This window comes from Alteromonas alvinellae, assembly GCF_902705805.1.
On the sequence record NZ_CACSIH010000113.1, the window covers coordinates 26,422 to 49,983 of the forward strand.

The following is a 23,562-nucleotide window of genomic DNA, read 5'->3' on the forward strand; positions in this document are numbered from 1 at the left end:
AAAATCAATTAGAAAGCGCTTTCTTATTTTTGTTTCATTTTTACGTTAATAAAACTGAAATTTTGATAGTTTGTTTGGGATTTTTATCGCCATTTCATAGAGTTTTTATTTTTTTTGTAAAGTGTTGATATTTATTTGTTTAAATTATTTTTAAAGAGGCTTGCAATATCTCGGGCTAGATACTCCCTGTGAATTAATTGTAAAAAATGTGTTGATCTTAAACTTCTGTTGAATTAATGTTCGGAAAGCGCTTTCTTGTGCATGGGTGTTATCGTTTCTCTTCGAGAAAGCCCTTTCTGGTAGCGCGTAAGGTTCACAACACATATAAAAGCCACTATTAAAGAGAGAAAGACCGTGACACAAACAACACCAATTAAAAGCAAGATCGCAGCAAGTTTGTCATTGATATTCGGCACCGCTTTGAGTAGCGGCGTGATGTCACCTGCGACGGCGCAAGAAACAGAAAAAAACATAGAAGTTATTCAGGTATCAGGCATACGAAGTAGTGTTCAGAAGTCGATGGGAATAAAACGCGACTCCGCCGGTATTGTCGATGCTATTTCGGCGGAAGATATTGGTAAATTCCCAGATACTAACTTAGCGGAATCGCTCCAGCGTATAACGGGTATTTCTATTAACCGAAACAATGGTGAAGGTAATCAGGTAACCGCTCGCGGTTTCGGTCCAGACTACAATATGGTTACCCTAAATGGGCGTACTATGCCGGGTTCCGCATTACCTGGTGGTGGCGGTGTCGCGAACTCTAGAGCTTATGACTTTTCTGACTTAGCTTCTGAAAGTGTAAGAACTGTAGAAGTCTACAAGACGGGCAGAGCAAGTATCGCAACAGGCGGGATTGGTGCTTCAATTAATATCAAAACAGCTAGACCCTTCGATTCAGCAGACAACGGTTTTACTGCAAGCGTAGGTGCTAAGGCACTGCATGATACGACTAACCGCGTTGGTGATGACGTCACGCCAGAAGTCTCGGGCTTTATCAATTACCTCAATGACGACAATACTTTTGGTGTGACGTTTACCGGCTCATTCCAACAGCGTGACAGTGCTGCGCAAGGGGCATTTGTAAATCAGTGGAGAGTCAACTCATTTGACGGCACGGTACCGCAATCTCCTGATCCTGCTAATTCAAACAGTGGCGAGCCTGTAGTTTTGAACAACGCCCCTGCTATTGGGCAGCTTTTCGGCATTCCATCTGATTTACGTTACTACATGGCAGACCGCGAGCGTGATAGAACCAATGCACAGCTAACAATCCAGTTTGCCCCGTCGGATAAGATGACGGCCACGCTAGATTACACGTATTCAAGGCAGGATCTATTTGAAGCGCGCGCTGAACAGTCAATTTGGATGGATGACAGATACTTTGCGGAACTGACCTTTGACGATGAAGCAGTAAGGACACCGGTATTAATCACTCAAGAACGCAGAGATTTACTGCCTCGCGACCTAGGCTTGGCACTCCAGGAGCTAAACCAAGTTAACGAAAATAAGTCTATTGGTTTAAACCTCGAGTATTTAGTAAATGATGATCTTACCCTGTTTTTTGACCTTCATAATTCGTCAGCTGAAGGTCGGCCAGATGCGCCTTATGGAACATGGACAAACTTAGGATTAGGCGCAAACGTGGTCAAAGGACAAGGCGTCGATTTCAGAGGCGATTTCCCGATTATGTTTGTCGATTTTGACGATGCTGCTCGAGACAACCTAAACGGTAATGGTGTACTTGACCAAGATGATGTAGGTACATCGATACTAGACATGAATTTCTCATCGCAAGATACCGAGATTACCCAAGCTCGTCTTGATGGGTCTTACGTCATGGATACCGGAAGCATTAACTTTGGTATAGAGTCGCGCTCTATGGAAAGTACGTCACTTCAATCACTAACGCGCCACACAATGGGAAATTGGGGTATTGAAAATCCCGGTGAACTTCCTGCGGGCTCTTTAACTCCGCTCGATTTAGTAAACGAATTTGATGATTTTAACACCGGCGGTATGTTCTCACAGGGCTTCACCGGGAGTGTTGCAGAAATTGGTGCATTTGCAGCCCAAGAATATGGATTTGACTTAGTGGCTAACAATCCATTCGCGACCAACCGCACTATTGAAGAAGACATAACCGCAGTTTACTTTGAGCTAGACTTGTCAGGTGAGTTGAACGGCATGGAATATAACCTGCTTACTGGCGTTCGCTATGAAAATACTGATGTTACTTCTATTGCAAACATAAGCTTACCGAGCGGTATTGCGTGGGAAGGTAATAATGATTTTAACGTGCGCTTTGGTAGTGAAATGGAAGATGTTGCCGTTAAAACAAGTTACGACCATGTATTACCAGCATTAGATTTTGATATAGAAATTGTGGAAAACATGATCGCTCGTTTTTCTTATAGCAAGACTATCGCGCGCCCAACTTATGAAAGGCTGAGCGCCGCTTCAACAGTCTCGCCACAGAGTTTCCCTACCCTTATTGGAAGTGGCACAACGGCTACGGCTAGTTCGGGTAATCCAACGCTTGTTCCACTTGAATCCGATAATCTAGATCTGTCGTTTGAGTACTATTTCGAAGAAACCAGTTATGTGTCGATTGGTTTCTACGACAAGCGAGTTAAGAATTTTGTTGGTGATGAACAGGTAGAGGAAAACGTATTTGGATTGCGTGATGTAACCAACGGACCACGGGCACAAGAAGCCTTGGCCGAACTGGAAGCTCGTGGTATTCCAGTAAGCGACACATCTTTATTCAACATGGTTGCCGCGCTAGAAAACGGTATTGACTATGACTCACTAACGGATGACCAGTTTGAGCAGCAATTCGATATATTGCCAAACAGCGATGATCCGCTTCTTACCTTCGTCAACGCTAAACCGGTTAACAATAAAGCGGCGAATATTTATGGTTTTGAGTTCGCGGCACAGCACTTCTTTGGTGACAGTGGCTTTGGTGTACAGGCAAACTATACAACGGTTACTGGAGATATCGGTTTTGACAATGAAGCTAACCCGTTAATTACACAATTTGCTCTAGTAGGTTTAAGTGATACTGCTAATCTTGTATTCATGTACGAGAAAGACGCTTTGCAAGCTCGTATTGCATACAACTGGCGCGACAAGTTTTTAGACACAACTTCTCAGTACATCAATGAGCCGGGTTATACCGAAGCGTATTCACAGATAGATTTAAGTATCTCCTATGATGTTACCGAAGATTTAACGGTAGCCTTTGAAGGGATCAACATCACTGAAGAAAATATTCGCAGACATGGGCGTACCAGCGCAATGCTTTGGAACTTAGATGAATATGGCGCTAGATATGCGCTAAGCGCCAGATATACATTTTAAATATTGGGGTGTGTTTACCCGCTAAAGTGCTTAGGGTTGCGCTTTAGCGGGTTTTTTTGTCATAGTGCTGTTTAAATAGTAAACACAAGCTTCAACACGTCAGAGAAACAGTGCTTTTCAATGTAGCGTGGTTATCGTCTTATGAATAATTCACAAAACCAATGCGGTCTACATCGGGTCGTCATTGTTGGAGGTGGGACAGCAGGATGGCTTGCGGCTGGCGTTTTTGGGGCAAAACTTAGCACAAAACATTCAGTTACCCTTGTTGAATCTCCTACTGTCTCATCCATCGGCGTTGGTGAAGGTTCATGGCCGTCACTTCGCGATACCCTTCTGGATATTGGCATTAGTGAATCTGAGTTTTTAACTTTATGCCAAGGCGCTTTTAAACAAGGTTCTAGCTTTGTGAATTGGCGTAAAAATGCGCACAGCTATTACCATCCATTTACTGTTCCTGCTGCCTACAACGAACTCGACATCCATGCTTGCTGGAAGGCACTAGCGCCAAACACGCCATACCAAGATGCATTCTCGTTACAGGCCGCAATGTGTGTAGCAGGCAAGGCGCCGAAACAAATAGCTACCCCAGACTATGCCCACGTGCTCAATTACGGTTATCACTTTGACGCTACAAAGCTTGCCGATTTGCTGAAACAACATTGCGTAGACAAGCTAAATGTTGATTATGTGAGCGGGCATATTGGGTCTATTAAATCGTCTTCAGATGGTTATATTGAAAAATTGATAACTGAGTGCGGCAAAGAAATCGTTGGCGATCTGTTTATTGATTGTTCAGGGAGCAGCGGCTTACTTATAGATAAACATTTTAATGTGCCATGGATACCGGTTAAGCGCACAATGCTTAACGATCGCGCCGTTGCGCTTCAAGTGCCTTATTCTGATACCGATACAGAAATAAAGAGTACCACGGTAGCTACTGCACAAACCTGTGGGTGGACGTGGGATATTGCGTTGCAGCACCGCCGAGGTGTAGGCCTGGTTTACTGTTCTCAATTCACAAATGAAGAGCAAGCAAAGCAGGTGCTGATTGACTACGTTCGTGAACGCTACCCTAGTGCACAAGATGCAGAGCTTTCTTTTCGTACACTCTCCTTTGAACCTGGCTATAGATCACAGTTTTGGGTAAAAAACTGTTTAAGCTTAGGTATGTCTTCGGGGTTTGTTGAACCGCTTGAAGCATCAGCCATTGCCATGGTCGAGCTTGGCTTGCGTATGCTCTGCGAGGCGTTTCCGCACAATAAAAAGCACATGGAAATAGTTAGTAAGCGCTACAACTCGCGCTTTGCATATCGCTGGCAGCGCGTTATCGACTTTCTAAAACTACATTATGTTTTGAGCGATAGAGAAGAGCCGTATTGGATAGCGCAAAGAGATAAGGCGTCCATACCCGACTCACTCGCTGAATTGCTTGAACTGTGGAAGTATCAAAGCCCTTCACGCTTAGATCTTATCGAGAACGAAGAGATTTTTCCCTCTGCTAGCTACCAGTATGTACTGTACGGCATGGGCTATTCTACGTCTGCGCCCCTATTACGGCTAAGCGAAGCGAATAAGCTTAAAGCTCTACATATTCGCGAAACCTTACAACAAACTAAAAACGCTTATCTGCAGGGATTGCCTTCTAACAGAGTTTTGCTCAATGATATTGCAAAGCGCTACAGCAACGAAAAACAACACGTGCCCTCGCTTGCTCAACGTGAAAAGAACGAACACGCTTCAGCTTCGAGTTGCAATGACGTAAAAAATACTTCAGATAAAAAGGACACCTCTTATGACCGTATCGGGTTTAGATAGCAGTAAAAATCAAACGCCCGTTAAGAACGTAGTCATTGCGGGTGGCGGTACTGCGGGATGGATGGCGGCCACAGCGCTGTCACGGCTTTTGGGTAAGTCAATAAACGTTACGTTAGTCGAGTCGAAAGATATTGGTATTGTAGGTGTGGGCGAGGCGACTATTCCGCCTATTAGAACATTTCACAAGTTGCTTGGCATCGACGAAAAAGCATTTATGCGTGCCACACAAGCCACGTTCAAACTGGGTATTGAGTTTGAAAATTGGCGTGAACAAGGTCACAGCTATATTCATTCTTTTGGTATAACCGGAAGAGAGTGTTGGGCTGGCGAGTTTCACCATTTTTGGCTGAGGGCTAAAGAATACGGATTTGGTGGTGAATTTGGTGATTATTGCCCGGAACTTATTGCCGCTAAACAGAGCAAGTTCGCCACATCAGAAGCCATGCCGCTTAACTTTGCCTATCATTTTGATGCTTTTGCCTACGGTCGATTTTTAAAGTCTCTAGCGTGTGAAGTTGGGGTTACGCACAAGGAAGGAGACATAGAAAAGGTCACTGTATGCCCACAAGCAGGCAACATCCAGTCCCTTCAATTAGCAAGCGGAGAAGTGATAAACGGTGACTTCTTTATAGACTGTACGGGCTTTAAAGGGCTGCTTATTGAACAGGCGCTTCACACCGGTTACTACGATTGGCGACACTATCTTTTTTGCGATAGTGCGGTAGCTATGCAAACTGAGCTTACAGCCCCACCTGTGCCATACACCAAAAGCGTGGCCCATAAGGCGGGGTGGCGCTGGCAGATACCACTTCAAGAGCGAATGGGTAATGGATTGGTATTTTGTAGCCGCTTTATGAGCGATGAAGACGCCATAGATACACTTAAAGCTCAGGTGACAGGCGCGCCCATTAATGAGCCTAGAGTGATTCGTTTTACGCCTGGTAAACGCAGGCGTGGTTGGAATAAAAACTGCGTGGCGCTAGGGCTATCCAGTGGCTTTATTGAGCCTTTAGAGTCGACCAGTATCCATCTAATCATGACTGGCCTTATACGCTTAATGCGCCTATTCCCTTTCGATGGCATCACCCAAAGCGCAATCGACGAATACAATAATAAGTTTGATAGCGAAATGTCGGCCATACTCGATTTTATTGTGATGCATTACAAGGTGACACAGCGAGAGGACAGCCCCTTTTGGCAGCAATGCCAACGCATGGAGATTCCGCCGTCACTTAAACATAAATTGGCTTTATTTGCCGAAACTGGACGCGTGTTTTTGGATGACGGTGATATTTTTCGTGTTGATTCCTGGACTCAAGTATTAATGGGCCAGGGCATGACACCAAGCCAGTACCATCGTGTTGCCGATGAAATGAGTGAGCAGTCTTTAAAGCAGTTTATGGCAGGATTAAAGCAGCAGGTGGATAATCACGTAGCTAAACTTCCCTCGCACGAGGCCTTTTTAACACAGTATTTGAATTGAATTATTAGAAGCGTTAGATGTTGGCGGCAGGTCGCGCGTTAACGATGAACCAAGCAGATTCTAACTAAAGAGTTACTAAACACACTGCATCAGCACCATACCCAGCTAGAAGCCTGGGTTTAGTGCTATCTAAATTGGGAAAAACGCATACAAAGTACTGAAATAGATAATCCATTTTGTAGTTTACGGTAGTTTGTTACTGTAAATGATTGCTTCTTTGCAGTTAAACGGTAGAATTGTACCGAAATTCTGCTAATATTTAGTACTTAACGGTAATAAACTACTGGATAAATGATGCAAACAGTCACACTGCAATTATTTAATCAAGGTCAATGGTGGGATGCTGCTACTTTGTGTTTCTCTGATGAGCGGATCAATGCAAGTTGTTCGCTGTACTATGAGCATGAATATATTGTTAAGGTCGCAAGCTATGAGGTCAAAGATTGCTGGGCATGCTCCGTCAATGCACCTATCAGCATTGTTCCTAAAGACTACCCTCATTGGCCAGCTCTATTAGATGATATTTTGCCGGTGGGTAAGTCTCGAGATTGGTGGCTCAGTTATCTTAATGTCAGTCGCTCAGACGAGTTTCAGCAAAATTACGCACTGCTGACTAATGCTTGTATGTCGCCCGTTGGTAACTTAAGAATAAAAGAAGCCGTACCGACAGATGCTAATATCGACTCTCGCCGTTTTCCAATTGAGAACGTGATTTCATTGCAATATGACTTTTTAGAGTATGCTAATGAACAAGGCGCCGCAGTAGGAGGGGCGACAGGAGCTGGTGGTGTTGCCCCAAAACTGCTACTCATGCTTGAAGACGATAATGTTTTCATTGATGGGGACTTTGCAGGTAAGCCGTTGACCGCCACACCTTATTTAACCAAGTTTGCTAGAAATAGACGCTCAGCACGAGATAACAACATCTTAAAAGCTGAGGGCGTTTTTTATAAGGCTCTTTCGGAGATCCTGAAAGGTACCAATGTTTCCACCATCGATGTTGAAAAGTTAAAAACATTAGAAGATAAACAAAGTGGCCAAGCTAGTTTATGGCTACCTCGCTTTGACGTCCGCATAGAAAGTGGTGTGGCTAGTCGTATTGGGTTGGAAAGTATTTATTCAATCATTAATGCCGAACCTGGCAGCTATCAAGATCATTTTGATGTGATGGAGACGGTGTGGCGAAGAATAAAGTCTGCAACTCAAATGACGAAAAACGAATTTGCTAAGCAATATGTTGTGAGAGATTTTCTAAATATTGTCTTCGGTAACTCAGACAATCACGGCCGCAACATTTCATTTTTAAAATTTGACGGCGATATTTGTTTTGCACCTATCTATGATTTTGCTCCTATGAAAGCCGATGAAGAAGGCATAACCCGTTTATTTAAGTGGGGGCGAAGTTGCGAAGTAGGTGGGCACGTTAATTTTTTAATCATTGCAGAGCAGCTTTCAGATTTTTGTGAGCCTGATGAAATGATTTTATTTTTGCGGCAACTGGCAGAAAAACTAATCGACCTGCCTGAGAGGTTGAAAAGATTACATTGCCCAGATGAGATATTAAATTTTCCGGCGATTGGTTTTAGTAACACTAAAACTAAGTTAGTGGCAATGGGAGTCTATGATGGTTAGGTTGACGGGCGAACGACGAAAAGAAATTTTAGCTCAGCTTGAAAGTGATCTTGCGAACAATGTTATCGGCATAGGCGATCTAGTAAAGCAGGTTCGTACCCAACTTTATGGCATGACCCAAACACAGTACGCGAAATTTATTAAGGTGTCTGATAAAACATTGCGCGATATCGAGAAAGGGAATACCGATCCTCGCGTCTCGGTACTAAATAAAATTTTAGCGCCTGGTGGTTTTCAACTTTCTGTTCGATCAGTTCGCCGCGATATATAAAATTATCTTTGAGGTGCATCAACTCATGGGGTTTCATAAAAAATAAAAAAGCCCAGCATGGCTGGGCTTTAGCGGAGGCTTTTGGACTCCAACGGATATTACTCAATATTCTGAATTTGCTCATTGAGTAGCGGCCTAGACTCTAACAAACTCAATAAGTTATCGAAAAGAAACCGCTCAAAAATGCCTGTTTGCCCACCAAACTGCCCACCACTTGCCTATGGCTTTTACTAAATCTTAGTGGTTAGCAATGGAAAAACAGTGCCGTTTTTATGCTGCTGTTAGAGCTAAAACATAGCAGTTTTGAAGGGCTTTATCGAGTAATTTTTTCAACATTTCACTTTATAATGGATACAATGATATCCACTTTCTGTTTTATTTTGCTATTATAGATATAACTGTATCTATTTGGTCTTTGCGGATGAAATTTACCTTACTTGATGATACCGATGTAAGCCAAGCCTATGCGGCTTATTTACGTGAGTTACGAAAGCAGGCAAAGCTGTCGCGCGCTGCATTGGCTGAGCGAAGCTGTGTACCTGCGGCCACCATTAAGAAATTTGAGCTGACCGGGCAAATTTCATTTCGCCAATTGCTGTTGCTATGGCAGACCCTTGATTCGCTAGAGAGGCTCTATCAGCTCACACAACCTAGCAAAGAACGTGCTGCTATACCCACGAGTATTGATGAGGTGCTAAAAGATGAGTTTTAAACCGATTCAGAAGCTTAATGTTACTCGTACGCTAAGCTCAGGTGAGCAGATATCTGTTGGAGTCTTGGCGCAGAATCGGCAAGGCGTTTTTTTTCAGTATACTGACGACTATTTGCAGCAGTTTGGCAATTTATCACCGTTTACCTTGCAAGCGAATACGCTAGTTCAAGCCGCACCTAAAGCGCCGCACCAAGGTGTACATGGCGTATTTGGAGATTGTTTGCCCGATGGCTGGGGCATGTTGTTACAAGATCGTATTTTCCGGCAAAAGGGCATCCTACCTAATCAATTAACGGCGATGGATAGACTGGCCTTTGTCGGTGATAAAGGCATGGGAGCGCTGTCTTTTTCTCCGGTGTCTGAGTTTTCAGCCACGACATACGCGGACATTGATTTAGCAACCTTGGGCTTAGAAGCACAAACGCTGTTCGATGCTTCAATGTCAGATTTGATGGATAGCAACCACGATGAGTTAGATGGGCATACGCAACAGGTATTGGCTGCATTAGTCGCCGGAGGTAGTTCGGGTGGGGCCAGACCTAAGGCACAAATTTATATGCCTGCTGGGGAAATAAAGCATTGTCGAACCTTCGCTCTGCTTGGAGATGAGGCTTGGCTGGTGAAGTTTACCTCTAAAAATCTCGCACTTGGCCATGAAGAAGGTTTGTGTGAGGCGGTTTATTTACAAATGGCAGAAGTTGCTAAGTGTCAACCGCCGCAATGGCAACTCATTGAAGCACCACCTACAAGCGGTGCGTCTGCTTGGTTGGCGCTTAAGCGTTTTGATTATGTCACTGAACAGGCCGACTTAGGCAGAAAGCGCAGTGCAGGTCGATTGCATATGCACAGCGCTTGCGGGCTGCTGGATGCAGACTTTCGAACGCCAAGTTTAGATTATATTGACTTGATCAAAGCCAGCCGTCAGTTGTGTAAATCCCCCGCTGCTGGGCAGCTGCAATTTCGCCGTGCCGTTTTTAACCTGCTGTCGTCTAATCAAGACGACCACAGTAAAAACTGGGCGTTTTTGCAAGCGGATGACGGTCAATGGAACCCTGCACCTTTTTACGATGTTACCTACAGCCCGCATCCATTCAACGAACACGCCACTGCTTTCGGTGGTTATGGCAAAGCGCCATCGCTTAAGGTGATGCAAAAACTTGCTACTAGTGCTGGCTTTGCGAATTGGAATGATGCAAAGCAAGTTTTTGAAGAAGTCGCAGAAGCCATCAGCCAATTTACGTATCTTGCCAAGCAACAAGGGATCAGTAAAACAACAGTGTCTGCGATTGCTAAGACATTGGATCAGCGTAAACAAGAAAATGCAGCGCTTTTTCTATAACAATAAGAAGGGACAGTAATGAAGCTCGGCCGAAACGATCCTTGCCATTGTGGCAGTGGTAAAAAATTTAAACGTTGTTGTATGAGCAGCGTTTCCAAGCAACATGCCCAAGTTTTCGATGATGTTGAAGCTATGCTGGCCATGAACCCAAATTTGAGTCTTGATGAACTCAATGCCGCTTTGCAGCACAAAGTGCAAGATCGCAATAATCAACCTCATCCCGATTTTTGTGGCGTAACGCCAACACAAATGGCCAATTGGCTTTATGCGCCTTTTGAAGAATTAAAGTGGGTGACAATTTGCACTCCCGACTCTCTTTCTGCCAGCCCAGTGATGCGCTATTTAGCCCTCATTCTTGATGAAGCTATGGCGCAAGAAGGCTCCTTCAAAGCCACAAGTAAAGGCAACTTACCCGCTAAGTTAGTCAAACAGGCCAGTGAGTTGTTGCCTGAGTTTGCCGTTGCTCAATTCGAACGTGATATAAGCATTAGCGAGTTTGCGGGTAGCAACGAAGACAAATTCAATGCCTTGCACTACACCAGAGTGCTAGCCGAAATTAGCGGCATTATTTACCGGCGAAGCGGTCGTTATCATGTTAAAAAGTCAGCAAAAAAGCAGTATCAAGCGCTAGGCATACAGGCCTTTTTCAAACCTATGTTAGAGGTCGCCATCAGCAAATATAACTGGAGCTATTTGGACGGTTTTGAATACGATGTCGACTTGCGCACTTTTTGGCTGTTTATGCTGTGGCGTATTCAAAACCACAACAGTGTGGATCAGCTTGTGAAAGAGGTGATGACAGCTTTCCCTGATCTATTGCTGGTATTCCCTACGGATGATTACTTCTCGCCAGAAAGAAACTTAAGTATGCTCATCGAATCACGATTTATTGAGCGATTTTTGCAGTTTTGGGGATTTGTAACGATTGACCCAAGACGTTATATAAACGCTGAACAAGTCGCTAGAGTGATTCAGGTACAGCCTTTGTTAAAACAAACTTTTCAATTCACCATAAATAGATAGCAAGGTCATCGTGAGCGAATATCAATACTATAAATTTGAGCGTCTGGATGGGTATTTAGATGCTAAAGCACGTCAAGCACTCAGAGCCATTTCAAGCCGTGCCGAGATCAGCGCTACGGCCTTTCAGGTGTATTACACCTACAGTGATCTAAAGGCCGAGCCTTTTGAGCTGATGTTAAAATACTTTGATATCGGTTTTTACTATGCCGATTGGGGCTCAATCGATGTATACATCAAGCTACCAGCAGGAACGCTTCCAGATGCGTTACTTGGCTTTTCAAGTGATGGACTTCATGTTCACGAAAACGATGAGTGGCAGTTGCTGATTTTTTCCCTTGATGAGTATGATGAGTATTTTGACGATGAGCATGCTGACGACTTTTTCCAGCATTTAGCCGCTTTACGCGGCGGGTTAATGCAAGGGGATTGGCGCCTTGTGTACTTTATGTGGCTCAAAGCGTTTGATTTTAATGATGGCGTTGAGCGAGTGCCGTTAATTCAATTCGATTTTGAGCACCTCAGTGAAGAGGAGCAGGCGTTTGCAGCGCTGTATGATATTCCCTTAGCATTGGTTAAGGCACTCGCCATGGTGCTGAAGGAGCAACCCAGTCACCTAGCCAAACAAACCCAATTTCAATTTGATGAATGGATCCATAATCTCTCGCAAGCAGAGAAAGACACGCTATTACGCACGTTGTTTGAGCAAGGCCAGCTAACCCGTCACCAAGCCTTAGCGCTGACGCGAAAAGAACCTGTCAACACAGACGAGATCTATCAATACTGGTTAACCTCCGCCGTCATTTCTCCTTTCATTGAGCAAGCGCAAAGTCAATTACAGCAAGAGCAAGCCGCAGCACTCGCAAAAAAATTAGCTATCGAAAAAGCGGAAAAAGAAAAAGCGTTGACGGATATCTACAATCAACGTGAGCACTACTGGCAGCAATCACAAGAGCAAGCGGATCGAACTTGCGCCAGTGGTTACGATGCGGCATCACGCTATCTGCATCAGCTGTTTGAGGCCTATCAGTTCAAAGCGGATGAAGCGGCGTTTGAACAACGCTTTAAGCGCTTTGTTGTGGCGAATAATAGCCGTAAAGCACTGTTAAATCGCTTGAGTGATTTGCTTTAAACGATGAGGCGATAGGCTGGCCAAATGACGTTAGCAAAAAACCGATTGAGGGTTGGTTGAAAGGTTGTAAGCCCACCAAAGGTCTACAAATTGTTACCTATGAAGTCACTTTGTGTAGACCTTCGGGGCTAGGCAACGCGCTTTTACCACCTCTTTGGTAAATACTGCGTGAAATACAAAGGCATCACGATATTGGTTTGTTCTAACGCTGAAGAGCCTTGTGTACCCGTTAACTTAAAGGTTTTATTTGGAGTACATTTTTCAACGTAGGATGCCAACGATTTTGCTCTTGTACGTTTACCACTTTTGACTTCCACAGGGATGATATCGCCTTCATCGGTCGCCAAAATAAATTCGATTTCGGCGCGGGCGTCATTCCATGAATAGCTTGGGTCAACGCCAATAGCTGTGAGCTCTTGTTGCACAAAGTTTTCAGCCACATAGCCTTTGTATTCATAGTTTTGTTGCTTAATCTCTTTATAACTGCTGCCCAGCATATGATTGAGCAGGCCCACATCAAACAGAAATAGTTTAACCATATTGTCTTTTTTATAGGCCGCCAACGGAGATTTAGGTAATCCTTCAATAGGGTAGTTTGGCAAAGCTAAGCGGCAGCAGTTAAGCCAATGGATCGCGGTTTCAAAATCGCTATAACGAGATTTACGCTCATGCACATGCTTAAATTTAAAGCGTTTAACTGACTCATCGCTGACAAGTGATAGCTGGGCTGGAATGCTATTAAACACCGATTCAATCAGTGTGGCATCGACCTTGCCCGCGTACTTACCGAAATCGCGGCGATAACCTTCAACTAAATCGGCATGAATTTTTGTGACTTTTTCAACACGCTCTAGAATGCTTGAATCCTTAAACTGATACCAAGCAGAAACGGCTTCCGGCATACCACCGGTAAAAAAATAGTCAGTGAGTTTATCCATCAATTTAGCGTGCACCGCCGGTGTGCTTGCTTGACTATCAAATGCTTTGATCAGTGCTTGCTCGTTGGATGCGTAAATAAATTCTTGGAAGGTCAGTGGTCGTAAATTGTATTGCTCTACCTTGCCCACAGGGAAGGTGTTGAGCAAACCAATATTTGAACCGCTGGCTGCGACAAAATAGGACGGGGCTTTTTCGGCAAAATACTTAAGCGAGGTAACAGCACGTTCACATTCGCCAATTTCATCTAATATCAGCAAGTCGGTTTCTGGGTTGAACGCTTGGTTGGTTAACAACTCAATGTTCATTACTAGCTCGTCAGGTGACAATGAGCCATCAAACGCCTCTTTGTAGGCAGGGTTTTCAAGGAAGTCGATACGAAGGATGTTGGCAAAGGTGTTTCCTAACAACTCTTGCAGCAGATAGGTTTTACCTGTTTGTCTTGCACCATCGATCAATAATGGCTTGCGTACAGGTTGATTTTTCCATGCTATTAGGTCGTTGAGTAAGTTGCGCTGCATTGTCATTTCCCGCCAATTAAGACTGTTAACTGCCTGTAGTATAACTCAGTTTACACTTTTACGCGCAGAAAAGTGTGTTATTTTACATTTTTATGCGCATAAAAGTGTTATGACGTTATCGTTGGGCAAGGCTTTCCCTTTTGAGATGGCTTTGGGCACTTACCCTTTGGGCATCTGGGGCAGCTTGGGCAAAGCCTTAGTTCACGCCACTTAGCCACACACCAACCCTGGCCACACGGTATTTATTACTTGGGGCATTATGTAAATTCTGGGGCAGCTAGCTACCTGTACCCTCAGAAAGCTGCACGATCTGGGCATTTATTTGCCTACTGCGTCCGTTTAGTACTGGCAAACTCCTAACTGAACTTAACAGATCAGTGAGGAAGCAAACGATGAACCCAACTACACAATCATCCACCGCATCAACAAACCCAGCGCGTCAGCAGCGGATTTTGCGCTTGCCCGAGGTAAAGGCCAAAACAGGCTTTGGCCGCAGCACCATTTATGCCCTGATGGCCAATGGTGAATTTCCGCGATCCATCCGGATTGGCGCGCGTGCCGTGGGCTGGTTAGAAAGCGATATCGACCAGTGGATTGAAACCCGCCGTATCGGTGCTGCTTATGGCCGTGGATAAACCATCAGCATCAACCGCTTTACCTGCCAATGAGTTGAATAACAACATGCCAACATTACCGGCTGGTTTTGCCCACCACTAAACAGGTAGTTGGTAACGGACATCTGCAAACCGATTTGGACGGGAAAAATAAAAAAGCCCTGTATTTACAAGCAAATAACAGGGCTTTTAAGACATTCTTGGACGGGTGAAAAACCTATTCGATGTTTTGAATTTGCTCGCGCATCTGCTCAATCAGGACTTTAAGTTCAACCGCCGATTGTGTGATGTCGGTGCTGATAGACTTTGAACCTAACGTGTTCGATTCGCGGTTAAACTCCTGCATCATGAAATCAAGACGGCGGCCTACTGCTCCACCCTTCTTAAGGATATTGCGGGTTTCCTTAACGTGAGCATTTAGACGATCTAACTCTTCTGCCACATCTACTTTTTGCGCCAGCATGATCATTTCTTGTTCAAAACGGCCTGCATCAAGTTCAACCTTTGCCTCTTCAAAGCGGGTTTGCACTTTTTCTCGCTGCCACACCATGATTTCAGGCATACGTGCGGCCACTTTTTCAGCTTCCACTTCAATGGCATCTAGGCGCTGGGTGATCATACCTTTAAGGGCTTCCCCTTCGGTAGCGCGGGCACTAATAAAATCGTTAAGTGCTTGGTCGAACGCGGCCATTACGTCAGCGTGGATGGTGTCCATATCGGCCTCTTCCGCTGCGATTACCCCAGGCCAGCGCAAAACGTCTAGCGGGTTAACCCCCGTGGATTGGCCATGGGATTGCACCCAGTCAGCGGCGTGAAGCACTTGCTTAGCCAACTCTTCGTTTAAGCTTAGCTTAGTTACAGCAGCATCGTTGGCAGTAAAACGCAGCGCACATTCGACCTTACCTCGAGCTAGCTTTTTACGGAATCGTTCACGTAAAACCGGCTCCAATGAGCGAAACTGCTCCGGCAGGCGAAAATAAGTTTCTAAAAAGCGTTGGTTGACCGAGCGTATTTCCCACACGGCTGAGCCCCACTCTTTTTTGGTTTCTACGCGCGCAAACGCTGTCATGCTGTAAATCATAAATATCCTTTAAATTTAACTGAAAGCCTGCAAAAACAACCCGAACGTCGTGTTGTATACGTGAATATCTACAGCAGGTTTTCTTGTATTTTGTATATTAGCGCACATTTACGTAATTCAATAAGCAAACATGTAAAGTTCGTTTTTAACGGCCGCGGGTATTGCGTTATACTTAGGCGCAATTTCGTAGCTACATCGAATTTATAGGTTTTGACCGCGAACTGGGCTTTCTATTCACATATCGCCAATAAAACCTGTAAAACGCTACCCTTTTTTAAGCACTTACGTTGTGGAGAACACTATGCGTCCAAGCGGCAGAACCGCCAGTCAAATTCGCCCTGTTACAATTACTCGCCAATACACTTGTCACGCAGAAGGCTCTGTTCTTGTAGAGTTTGGTAACACTAAGGTGTTGTGTAATGCGACGGTAGAAGAAGGTGTGCCACGCTTTATGAAGGGCCAAGGGAAAGGCTGGATTACAGCTGAGTACAGCATGCTTCCACGTGCTACCCATACGCGAAGCGGCCGTGAAGCGGCGCGCGGTAAACAAGGCGGCCGCACGTTAGAGATCCAGCGTCTAATTGCGCGTTCACTACGCGCAGCGGTAGATTTAAAACTTCTGGGTGAAAACACCATTACGTTGGACTGCGACGTTATTCAGGCCGATGGCGGTACGCGCACAGCGTCAATTACCGGTGCGTGTGTAGCTCTTGTTGATGCACTTACTTACATGCGTGCGAAAAGCATTATCAAAACTAACCCGCTTAAACATATGATTGCCGCCCTTTCAGTAGGTATTTACGAAGGTACGCCAATCGCTGACCTTGAGTACACCGAAGACTCTGAGGCAGAGACAGACATGAATATCGTGATGACCGAAACCGGCAAGCTGATTGAAGTTCAAGGTACTGCAGAGGGCGAACCGTTCTCGTTTGAAGAGCTTGACGAGATGCTGAAAATTGGTAAGCACGGTTTACGTGAACTGTTCGACATTCAAAAAGCGGCGCTAGCGTAAGCGAGTCATCGACACGTAGTTAGAACCAACGCGTAAATTAGAAATTAAGAGGTCATCATGAAAGCGTTTCAGCGTGATTTTATTGAGTTTGCCATTGAACGTGGCGTACTGAAATTTGGCGAATTCACTTTAAAGTCAGGCCGCGTTAGCCCGTACTTTTTCAATGCAGGTTTGTTTAATCGCGGTGGCGATTTGGCTAAGTTGGGGCGTTTTTACGCTGATGCGTTAATGGACGCTGGCGTTGAGTTCGATGTACTTTTTGGTCCAGCCTATAAGGGCATTCCTATTGCGACTACTACCGCAGTCGCACTGGCAGATAGCCACAATCTTGACGTGCCTTATTGCTTCAACCGCAAAGAAGCGAAAACCCACGGTGAAGGCGGTAATCTAGTTGGTAGTCCACTAGAAGGTAAGGTTATGCTGGTGGATGACGTGATCACTGCGGGTACGGCTATTCGCGAATCGATGACCTTAATCGAGCAGCAGCAGGCTAGCTTGTCTGGCGTGCTGATTGCGCTAGACAGACAAGAGCGCGGTAATGGCGAACTGTCAGCTATTCAAGAGGTCGAGCGCGATTTTGGCACTCAGGTTATCTCTATTGTATCGCTTGCCGATGTCGTGGCTTATCTGACCGAGAAAGGCGGGTTTGATAGCGAAATCAGCGCCATTAACACCTATCGTGAAAATTATGGCATCTGATTTTGACAGCGCATTTAGCGCGGCTAGTCAGCATTTAGATGCGCTAGGATTGCGTTGCCCAGAGCCAGTAATGATGGTGCGTCTGAATATTCGAAAGCTGGCCGATGGGGAAACTTTATCGGTCACGGCTGACGATCCCTCAACGGCCAGAGATATTCCTAGCTTTTGCCGCTTTATGGACCACACGCTGGTTGCGTCTCAAACCGAGACCATGCCTTACCAATACGTTATTAAGAAAGGGCGCGCTTGAGCGCTTTTTTGTTACTGTTTCTATTCGCGACCGCTAGCAGCCTGCAATAAAAGTTGCTTCAAAACCTGCTTGCTTCGCGAACAGGTACAGTGAATATCTGTCATGTGTAGCACTTCACCATTAAGCATTTTTTGAAGTACAGAAGCTCTAACGTTTAATGAGACAAAGCCGTCTTCGCTTGAAATTTGTTTCGACGCCATAACTATCTCCTTTTATCTAAAGTATTTAATGCACGGCCACAGAAGCGAGTCGTTTGCTTGCTTGGGGGACATAGGTTTGCTCAAGGGTATGCTGAATGGCCGCGATTAGCCTGCATATAGAAGGATTGGTGGCATGCAGGGGTAATATGGCAATAAGCTGTTGCTGACATTCTTGTAAAATAGCGTGAGATTCTCGCTTCCTATGTTCTTCGGCAAGCAGAGAAGATAAGTACATTCCCATAGTGGAAAAAGCGAGTACGTCTTCTTGAACTACACTGACTTTCTGCAAAGAGGTAGGCTGAAGCGCATTAAGGATAACCTTTGCGGCCTCAAAGGTCTGATAGCCTAACTCTCTCGCATAATCCAATCTACCCTGTTGATGGGCTTGCTGCGTCTGCGCTTGCATAGCATAGCGATGCTGTCGCGCGTTTGAAGGGTTTAGCTGTAGCCACTTTTTGTAAACTGGGCATAGCCGCTGAACATTCATATAAGCACCTCCTGTTTTTTATTACATTAGTGCAAATAAGAATCATTATCAAATGTAAAGTTCAAAAAATCTATTGGGTTGATTTGATATTTACGTTGTCGTGAACCAACGGCATCGTTTGTTTCGCCTATTAAGTGCTTTGAGTCACTAGTACAGGCAAGCTTATTGGCTGATTAAATTTGAAAGCCACCATAAAAGAAGCACTGCAACTGTGATAGCAATAACCGCTTTCATTTTGTAGCGCTTAATGAGCTGCTCAGCTTTGTCTCCTGTGTAATACACCACAGCTGCGAGCCCAAAATAGCGAATTGAACGTGCAATAACAGTGGCTAAAAGAAAAAGTGGAAGTGAGTATTGGGTTGCACCTGCCGCAAGCATCGCAACCTGAAAAGGAATTGGGGCAATACCTAAGGTCATCACAAACCAAAAGCCTTGATTCTGCATTTGTTGTTTAACGCTTTCGAACTGTTCTTGGCTAAAAAAGGTATCGATAACCCACTGGCCAACAAGGTCAAAAAGGTAATAGCCGAGTGCATAGCCGAAGACTGCGCCAATCACGCAGCCTACGGTGGCCATTAATGCGATTTTCCATAGCGACTCTCGCCTGGCTTGCATCAACGGCACCATAACAGCTTCTAGTGGTATGGGAACAATGGTTGATTCTAAAAATGAGGCAAGAGTGATGCCCTTTAACATATGCTTAGAATCGACAAGTTTTTTGGTTTTGTGCTTAACCTTTTTACCTAGTTCCATGTAATCCCTACCACTTTATTTTCTCTACTGCTTGTAAACAACTCCGTCTTTCATCACAAAAGACACGCTTTCCATAAGCGATATATCGTCAAGCGGGTTGCCTTTAACCGCGACAATGTCAGCCAGTTTTCCTTCTTCTAGGGTGCCAAGAATACCGCTGATGCCTAGTAAGCTCGCGCTATTCACGGTAGCACTTAGCAGCGCGTCGGCAGGCTTCATACCGGCTTCAATCATTAATGAGAACTCTTGCGCATTGTCGCCGTGGGCTGATACACCACTGTCTGTACCAAAAGCAATTTTTACGCCTGCTTTATGCGCTTGTTCAAAGGTATTTTGGATAAGCGGGCCAATGGCTGCAGCTTTCGGGCGCACCAATTCCGGAAAGAAACCATCAATTTTAGCTTTGTCTGCTACGAACTTTCCTGCCAGTATTGTTGGCACATAGTAGGTGCCGTGCTTCTTCATTAATGTGCGAATTTCGTCGTCCATATAAGTGCCGTGTTCAATAGAGTCCACACCGGCTTCAATAGCCCGCTTCATGCCTTCTTTCCCATGAGCATGCACTGCTACTGTCATACCGTAGTCTTTTGCCGTTTCAACAATTGCTTCTAGTTCATCGGTCATGAACTGCGGGTTTTGGCCGCTTTTAGCAACGCTCAATACGCCGCCGGTTGCGGTGATTTTGATTAAGTCCGCACCATCTTGGTAACGAGTCCTTACTGCTTCACGGGCTTCAGCTTCGCCATTAACCACACCTTGCTTAGGGCCTACGTCTGGGCGAAGTAAATGAGATAAGCCATTACTTGGATCGGCATGTCCGCCTGTAGTAGCAATAGATTTAGCAACGGTATAAATACGCGGGCCTGTTGCATAGCCTTTACTAATAGCGTTCCTTAGCGCAACGGTTTCGTTGTAGCCATCCCCTAAGTTGCGAACCGTGGTGAAGCCCGAATCTAACGTAATCTTAGCGTAGTTCGCTGCCCGTAATGCATAGTCGGCTTCATTTAGTGAAAAGCGCTCCAGATACGTTTGTGGACCACCGTGCTGCGACGATAAATGAACGTGCATGTCCATCAGTCCAGGCATAACGGTTGACGACCTTAAATCGATGACAGTGTCGCCTTCTTGGGCTTCAGCAAACCCTTTTTTAACCGCCTTAATTTTATTGTCTTCCACAACAATGGTGACATTTTCCTGTAGGTTTTTTGATGTACCAGTAAACACTTTCCCTGCATGTATAAGCGTGTCGGCTACAGTGGAAAAGGGCGATGAGAGTAAGGTACTGGCAACAGCCAGCGTAATCAGAGGCTTGTTCATGATATAGGTCTTCTTGTTGATTGTTTTATAGACTATATCGAATGTAATGCAGTCAGAGGGATAACGCAAAACAAAGCGCTGTTAACGGTGCTTTATTGAAGATGAATTACGTTTTGATATGTTCGAAGAGACAGAAGCAACAAAATTAGGCTAGTTGCTTACTTCACCTAAAATAAAGGTGATGCCGTTTGACTGAATACTAAATTGCGTGCCGGCGTCATGCGGTTTTTCATCAGCTTGTTCAAGCAGTTGATAATAGGTATTTTGATGTAGTCTTGCCCACAAGTTTCTGCGAACGCATAGGTAGGGAATGGGCGTTGCCTCTGGATCTTGTATGGCTTTAGGCGGAACGCGAAGTTTGAGCTGATCAGAACGCTCTAACCTTACAATGTCGCCCGTTTGTGTGGTAAACACATAGGTGTTGTCACTCGCTGATTCACCCTGTTCTCTATGCCATTGAGTTACAAGAAAAGGTGTGTCTTCAACGGTTATACCCACTTTCTCTACGGGCGTAACTAAGAAGTACTTATCGCCTTCACGCTTCAACACAGAGGCAAATAGCTGAACAAGGCTTGCGCGTCCTATAGGGCTGCCTTCGTAAAACCATCTTCCATCAAGCGCTATAGTTAGATTAATGTCACCGCAAAAATCGGGATTCCATTGTTCAACAGGAGGTAAAGGGCGCGTTTTTGACGACGTGCCCTTGAGCTGTTGTTGAAATCTAGTTAGATCCACGCTCTTCAACCAATACTTTTAGTTCGCGTAGCTTTGCCTTAATGCGACGCATGTTATCTGGGCCAGTACGAAGAAGTTGTTTCTGTGGCTCGTTTAAACTCTCTAAACGATCATCAGCATATTTGTAGGCCACCGAGTCGGTATAAACCTCTACAGGAACCGGTACTTCAGGTGTATCAAGAAGCTGATCAATTGCATCTAGTAATACGCTGTTGAAGTCTTGGTCAGGACTTCCAATTTCGGCGTACTTCTCCTGAATATCGTCTTTATAAATATCGTATATATTAAGCAGTGCTTCGTTATTGAATGACTCCAACATATCTACATACGGTGTATAACGTTTATAGCTTGCTGCATCAATCCATTGCTTGCCTGCTTGAGAGTATACGCGGAAGTTCTGCTCGGGTGGCGTTAGTAACTGGTGGTTAGGCGCCATCTCATCATTTGCTAGATTCGTAACCGACACCACAAAGCGTTGAATTAGACCTTCGTCAACCAGCATGCGGTTAACCATTTCTTCGCTCGCAGACGAACTCTCAATAAGTGAAGCTTTCACCGCAGGATCGCTGGTATCCAGAGGTTCCGGTTCTGGTTCCACTGTCTCTGGAAGCGGCTCGACCTCGTCTTTCTCCTCAAGCTCTACTGTTGGGGCTGGCTGAGTAGGCTCGAATACTTCAGGCTCTTCTGGGGTAGTCACTTCAGGTTCAGTCAATTCGGGCTCAGGAGTAACTACAGGCACAGGCTCATCGTCGCTGGGCCAAAACACTACAGCCAGAATAACAATAAGTAGGATGCCTACAATAATAAAATGTGGGCCTAACGATTTCTTTTCCGACGATTCGCTCATAATGACTCCGCTACAAAACTTTCCTTTTGGTAATACTACCAGAGATAACACCCAAATTTAGAAAATCAATCAATAGAAATGTTCCCTTCGATTGTAAATTCCTTATTTTGAACACTTTTGAACGTAAAAAAGTCATTTTCCGATTTCTTTTTATACAAATTTAGTGGAAAACCCCCATTTTTTCTTCTCATTCACATCCGATATTATGTAAATGAAAAAATAATTTTAAAACAAATGTTTAACAAATTGGGTTTGTGTACTAATGTGTTGATTAGTCATTGAAAAGCAAATGCTAGCTCGTTGTTATCTATAACAATTAATAAATATTTCGAGCCTCACGACCCCGTTTCAGTTTAAATGTGCACTTATAGGACAATTAGCGTGAGTAAGTTTAGACAGTATCACCCCAAATTACACCGAGCAGTAAAACGCTACAGTGTAATGCAGCATCTAATCATGCTGGGAGTAATGCTTTATCTCCTTATAAATATCAATAACTTGTCAAACAAGCATCAGATCATTGCTGTAGCGACTGTCATTGTTATGAGTATACAAAATGGCTTTATAATGTCTAAAGCGAAAGTCGCTTTAGCTGTTGAAGGCCCTAGGTTGCTGGTATTTCCATTACTATGGATTGCTTCTGGAATGGGAACGGCGGCACTCCTATACAGTGCCTGCTCTCTTGCATCCTTACTGGTGTTGGCAAATGCAGTACGGTTTAAAAACCACCGACCTCCGCTAGATCTATCTAATGAACCTGAGCACCTTGCCTAACGTATATATTCTGCTTTTTAGCCCTAACTTCCATCATTAAATAAGAATATAGGGCGTGCAAGGTGCATACTTGGTTCATGAGGTAGAAAAATGCAGAAGTTCTATTTTCGAGATATTGATGAGTCGCCAACCGCGATAGATTATCTGGAAGTTCAGTCGTATGAGATGAATGTTTACCTGGTTTATCTCACTATCGGCAGTCAAAGTGGCATGCTTTACGACAACAAAGATAAACCCATGCGTTTTTTTAGTGCCGGCCACATTCGCGAAGCCTTCGCGCATTGTCATGTTCAGCAGGCGGTAATGAAGCACGATACGCCTTATGATGAAATGATTGGCAACCCGCCAAAAAGTAAAGAGCAAATGGCGCTGCCGTTCAGTATGGATTTGCCCTATTAGACAGTTTTGAGAGCGCTGTTGGCTTTTGACGTGGGCTCTATTACCTTCTGTAAGGTCGCAGCGCAACGTTTTCACGGTAAAACATGGCACAGCACCGCAAAACCGATATAAACGATATATAAGCTGTGTAATAAGTAGTTTCTTACTCGCTTAACACACCAACG

Annotated in this window: 23 protein-coding genes; 15 read left to right on the forward strand and 8 right to left on the reverse strand. The window is 44.6% G+C overall.

Annotated features, from left to right (window positions below):
• The first annotated feature begins 435 nt into the window (after positions 1-435).
• The 9 genes from ACX5KA_RS07780 to ACX5KA_RS07820 all read left to right on the forward strand — a co-directional run bounded on the left by ACX5KA_RS07780 (position 436) and on the right by ACX5KA_RS07820 (position 12,770).
• Complete coding sequence (locus tag ACX5KA_RS07780) at positions 436-3,366, forward strand: TonB-dependent receptor (RefSeq protein ID WP_458730846.1); 2,931 nt, start codon at positions 436-438, stop codon at positions 3,364-3,366.
• 141 nt (positions 3,367-3,507) lie between these two features.
• Entirely contained in the window at positions 3,508-5,181 is a 1,674-nt protein-coding gene (locus tag ACX5KA_RS07785; protein ID WP_435787193.1) for a tryptophan halogenase family protein, read from the forward strand.
• Positions 5,159-6,664, forward strand: a complete 1,506-nt coding sequence (locus ACX5KA_RS07790) for a tryptophan halogenase family protein (RefSeq protein WP_458730813.1) — start codon at positions 5,159-5,161, stop codon at positions 6,662-6,664. Before ACX5KA_RS07785 ends, ACX5KA_RS07790 begins: the two co-directional genes overlap by 23 nt.
• Before the next feature lie 294 nt (positions 6,665-6,958).
• Positions 6,959-8,296 (forward strand): HipA domain-containing protein, encoded by a 1,338-nt coding sequence (locus tag ACX5KA_RS07795; protein WP_239257798.1) that lies wholly within the window; start codon positions 6,959-6,961, stop codon positions 8,294-8,296.
• On the forward strand, positions 8,289-8,567 hold the full coding sequence (locus tag ACX5KA_RS07800; protein WP_049586396.1) for a helix-turn-helix transcriptional regulator: 279 nt from the start codon (positions 8,289-8,291) through the stop codon (positions 8,565-8,567). The genes ACX5KA_RS07795 and ACX5KA_RS07800 overlap by 8 nt, the downstream gene beginning before the upstream one ends.
• A 421-nt stretch (positions 8,568-8,988) precedes the next feature.
• The gene (locus ACX5KA_RS07805) at positions 8,989-9,279 is read left to right on the forward strand and encodes a helix-turn-helix domain-containing protein (protein ID WP_190761694.1); all 291 of its coding nucleotides are present in this window, start codon (positions 8,989-8,991) and stop codon (positions 9,277-9,279) included.
• On the forward strand, positions 9,269-10,618 hold the full coding sequence (locus ACX5KA_RS07810) for a type II toxin-antitoxin system HipA family toxin (protein ID WP_203344840.1): 1,350 nt from the start codon (positions 9,269-9,271) through the stop codon (positions 10,616-10,618). Before ACX5KA_RS07805 ends, ACX5KA_RS07810 begins: the two co-directional genes overlap by 11 nt.
• Before the next feature lie 18 nt (positions 10,619-10,636).
• Positions 10,637-11,641: a YecA family protein gene (locus tag ACX5KA_RS07815; RefSeq protein ID WP_458730814.1), complete on the forward strand. Its 1,005-nt coding sequence runs from the start codon at positions 10,637-10,639 to the stop codon at positions 11,639-11,641.
• A 10-nt stretch (positions 11,642-11,651) separates the two neighbouring features.
• Positions 11,652-12,770, forward strand: a complete 1,119-nt coding sequence (locus tag ACX5KA_RS07820; RefSeq protein ID WP_203344842.1) for a hypothetical protein — start codon at positions 11,652-11,654, stop codon at positions 12,768-12,770.
• Positions 12,771-12,913: 143 nt separating this feature from the next.
• Here the strand turns inward: ACX5KA_RS07820 and ACX5KA_RS07825 are convergent, their stop codons facing one another.
• A complete protein-coding gene (locus ACX5KA_RS07825) occupies positions 12,914-14,227 on the reverse strand; it encodes an ATP-binding protein (RefSeq protein ID WP_458730815.1) in 1,314 nt (437 codons plus the stop codon).
• Between the two features lie 392 nt (positions 14,228-14,619).
• Between ACX5KA_RS07825 and ACX5KA_RS07830 the strand changes: the two genes are divergently transcribed.
• Positions 14,620-14,862: a helix-turn-helix transcriptional regulator gene (locus ACX5KA_RS07830; protein ID WP_267701340.1), complete on the forward strand. Its 243-nt coding sequence runs from the start codon at positions 14,620-14,622 to the stop codon at positions 14,860-14,862.
• Positions 14,863-15,058: 196 nt separating this feature from the next.
• Here the strand turns inward: ACX5KA_RS07830 and ACX5KA_RS07835 are convergent, their stop codons facing one another.
• Complete coding sequence (locus tag ACX5KA_RS07835) at positions 15,059-15,922, reverse strand: YicC/YloC family endoribonuclease (protein WP_039221292.1); 864 nt, start codon at positions 15,920-15,922, stop codon at positions 15,059-15,061.
• Between the two features lie 301 nt (positions 15,923-16,223).
• On the opposite strand from ACX5KA_RS07835, the gene rph reads away from it, so the two are divergent.
• The 3 genes from rph to tusA are packed head-to-tail and all read left to right on the forward strand — an operon-like array spanning position 16,224 to position 17,886.
• A complete protein-coding gene (gene rph, locus ACX5KA_RS07840) occupies positions 16,224-16,937 on the forward strand; it encodes a ribonuclease PH (RefSeq protein WP_039228954.1) in 714 nt (237 codons plus the stop codon).
• Positions 16,938-16,994: 57 nt separating this feature from the next.
• Entirely contained in the window at positions 16,995-17,636 is a 642-nt protein-coding gene (gene pyrE / locus ACX5KA_RS07845; RefSeq protein WP_039221293.1) for an orotate phosphoribosyltransferase, read from the forward strand.
• The gene (tusA, locus tag ACX5KA_RS07850; protein WP_014951430.1) at positions 17,626-17,886 is read left to right on the forward strand and encodes a sulfurtransferase TusA; all 261 of its coding nucleotides are present in this window, start codon (positions 17,626-17,628) and stop codon (positions 17,884-17,886) included. Before pyrE ends, tusA begins: the two co-directional genes overlap by 11 nt.
• Positions 17,887-17,906: 20 nt before the next feature.
• Here the strand turns inward: tusA and ACX5KA_RS07855 are convergent, their stop codons facing one another.
• The 6 genes from ACX5KA_RS07855 to ACX5KA_RS07880 all read right to left on the reverse strand — a co-directional run bounded on the left by ACX5KA_RS07855 (position 17,907) and on the right by ACX5KA_RS07880 (position 22,225).
• Positions 17,907-18,086 carry a hypothetical protein gene (locus tag ACX5KA_RS07855; RefSeq protein ID WP_014951429.1) on the reverse strand — a complete coding sequence of 60 codons (180 nt, stop codon included), beginning with the start codon at positions 18,084-18,086 and terminating at the stop codon, positions 17,907-17,909.
• A gap of 25 nt (positions 18,087-18,111) precedes the next feature.
• Positions 18,112-18,573 carry a hypothetical protein gene (locus ACX5KA_RS07860; RefSeq protein WP_014951428.1) on the reverse strand — a complete coding sequence of 154 codons (462 nt, stop codon included), beginning with the start codon at positions 18,571-18,573 and terminating at the stop codon, positions 18,112-18,114.
• A 162-nt stretch (positions 18,574-18,735) separates the two neighbouring features.
• Complete coding sequence (locus ACX5KA_RS07865; protein ID WP_458730816.1) at positions 18,736-19,326, reverse strand: YqaA family protein; 591 nt, start codon at positions 19,324-19,326, stop codon at positions 18,736-18,738.
• A 24-nt stretch (positions 19,327-19,350) separates the two neighbouring features.
• Positions 19,351-20,643 carry an amidohydrolase family protein gene (locus ACX5KA_RS07870; protein WP_458730817.1) on the reverse strand — a complete coding sequence of 431 codons (1,293 nt, stop codon included), beginning with the start codon at positions 20,641-20,643 and terminating at the stop codon, positions 19,351-19,353.
• Positions 20,644-20,793: 150 nt separating this feature from the next.
• The gene (locus tag ACX5KA_RS07875) at positions 20,794-21,378 is read right to left on the reverse strand and encodes a DUF1285 domain-containing protein (RefSeq protein WP_039221302.1); all 585 of its coding nucleotides are present in this window, start codon (positions 21,376-21,378) and stop codon (positions 20,794-20,796) included.
• Entirely contained in the window at positions 21,365-22,225 is an 861-nt protein-coding gene (locus tag ACX5KA_RS07880) for a DUF3014 domain-containing protein (RefSeq protein ID WP_458730818.1), read from the reverse strand. The genes ACX5KA_RS07875 and ACX5KA_RS07880 overlap by 14 nt, the downstream gene beginning before the upstream one ends.
• A 381-nt stretch (positions 22,226-22,606) precedes the next feature.
• Between ACX5KA_RS07880 and ACX5KA_RS07885 the strand changes: the two genes are divergently transcribed.
• Together ACX5KA_RS07885 and ACX5KA_RS07890 are read left to right on the forward strand one after the other, a co-directional pair.
• Positions 22,607-22,999 carry a hypothetical protein gene (locus ACX5KA_RS07885; RefSeq protein WP_458730819.1) on the forward strand — a complete coding sequence of 131 codons (393 nt, stop codon included), beginning with the start codon at positions 22,607-22,609 and terminating at the stop codon, positions 22,997-22,999.
• 90 nt (positions 23,000-23,089) lie between these two features.
• Positions 23,090-23,398 carry a DUF6482 family protein gene (locus ACX5KA_RS07890; protein WP_458730820.1) on the forward strand — a complete coding sequence of 103 codons (309 nt, stop codon included), beginning with the start codon at positions 23,090-23,092 and terminating at the stop codon, positions 23,396-23,398.
• Positions 23,399-23,562 lie beyond the last annotated feature (164 nt).

Bases quoted from the DNA above. Each gene is read 5' to 3' on its own strand.
- tusA (WP_014951430.1), top strand. From the start codon at position 17,626: ATGGCATCTGATTTTGACAGCGCATTTAGCGCGGCTAGTCAGCATTTA.
- ACX5KA_RS07815 (WP_458730814.1), top strand. From the start codon at position 10,637: ATGAAGCTCGGCCGAAACGATCCTTGCCATTGTGGCAGTGGTAAAAAA.
- ACX5KA_RS07830 (WP_267701340.1), top strand. From the start codon at position 14,620: ATGAACCCAACTACACAATCATCCACCGCATCAACAAACCCAGCGCGT.
- ACX5KA_RS07835 (WP_039221292.1), bottom strand. From the start codon at position 15,922: ATGATTTACAGCATGACAGCGTTTGCGCGCGTAGAAACCAAAAAAGAG.
- ACX5KA_RS07795 (WP_239257798.1), top strand. From the start codon at position 6,959: ATGCAAACAGTCACACTGCAATTATTTAATCAAGGTCAATGGTGGGAT.
- ACX5KA_RS07790 (WP_458730813.1), top strand. From the start codon at position 5,159: ATGACCGTATCGGGTTTAGATAGCAGTAAAAATCAAACGCCCGTTAAG.
- ACX5KA_RS07855 (WP_014951429.1), bottom strand. From the start codon at position 18,086: ATGGCGTCGAAACAAATTTCAAGCGAAGACGGCTTTGTCTCATTAAAC.
- ACX5KA_RS07785 (WP_435787193.1), top strand. From the start codon at position 3,508: ATGAATAATTCACAAAACCAATGCGGTCTACATCGGGTCGTCATTGTT.
- ACX5KA_RS07870 (WP_458730817.1), bottom strand. From the start codon at position 20,643: ATGAACAAGCCTCTGATTACGCTGGCTGTTGCCAGTACCTTACTCTCA.
- ACX5KA_RS07890 (WP_458730820.1), top strand. From the start codon at position 23,090: ATGCAGAAGTTCTATTTTCGAGATATTGATGAGTCGCCAACCGCGATA.
- ACX5KA_RS07880 (WP_458730818.1), bottom strand. From the start codon at position 22,225: ATGAGCGAATCGTCGGAAAAGAAATCGTTAGGCCCACATTTTATTATT.
- ACX5KA_RS07860 (WP_014951428.1), bottom strand. From the start codon at position 18,573: ATGAATGTTCAGCGGCTATGCCCAGTTTACAAAAAGTGGCTACAGCTA.
- pyrE (WP_039221293.1), top strand. From the start codon at position 16,995: ATGAAAGCGTTTCAGCGTGATTTTATTGAGTTTGCCATTGAACGTGGC.
- rph (WP_039228954.1), top strand. From the start codon at position 16,224: ATGCGTCCAAGCGGCAGAACCGCCAGTCAAATTCGCCCTGTTACAATT.
- ACX5KA_RS07865 (WP_458730816.1), bottom strand. From the start codon at position 19,326: ATGGAACTAGGTAAAAAGGTTAAGCACAAAACCAAAAAACTTGTCGAT.
- ACX5KA_RS07810 (WP_203344840.1), top strand. From the start codon at position 9,269: ATGAGTTTTAAACCGATTCAGAAGCTTAATGTTACTCGTACGCTAAGC.
- ACX5KA_RS07825 (WP_458730815.1), bottom strand. From the start codon at position 14,227: ATGCAGCGCAACTTACTCAACGACCTAATAGCATGGAAAAATCAACCT.
- ACX5KA_RS07780 (WP_458730846.1), top strand. From the start codon at position 436: ATGTCACCTGCGACGGCGCAAGAAACAGAAAAAAACATAGAAGTTATT.
- ACX5KA_RS07805 (WP_190761694.1), top strand. From the start codon at position 8,989: ATGAAATTTACCTTACTTGATGATACCGATGTAAGCCAAGCCTATGCG.
- ACX5KA_RS07800 (WP_049586396.1), top strand. From the start codon at position 8,289: ATGGTTAGGTTGACGGGCGAACGACGAAAAGAAATTTTAGCTCAGCTT.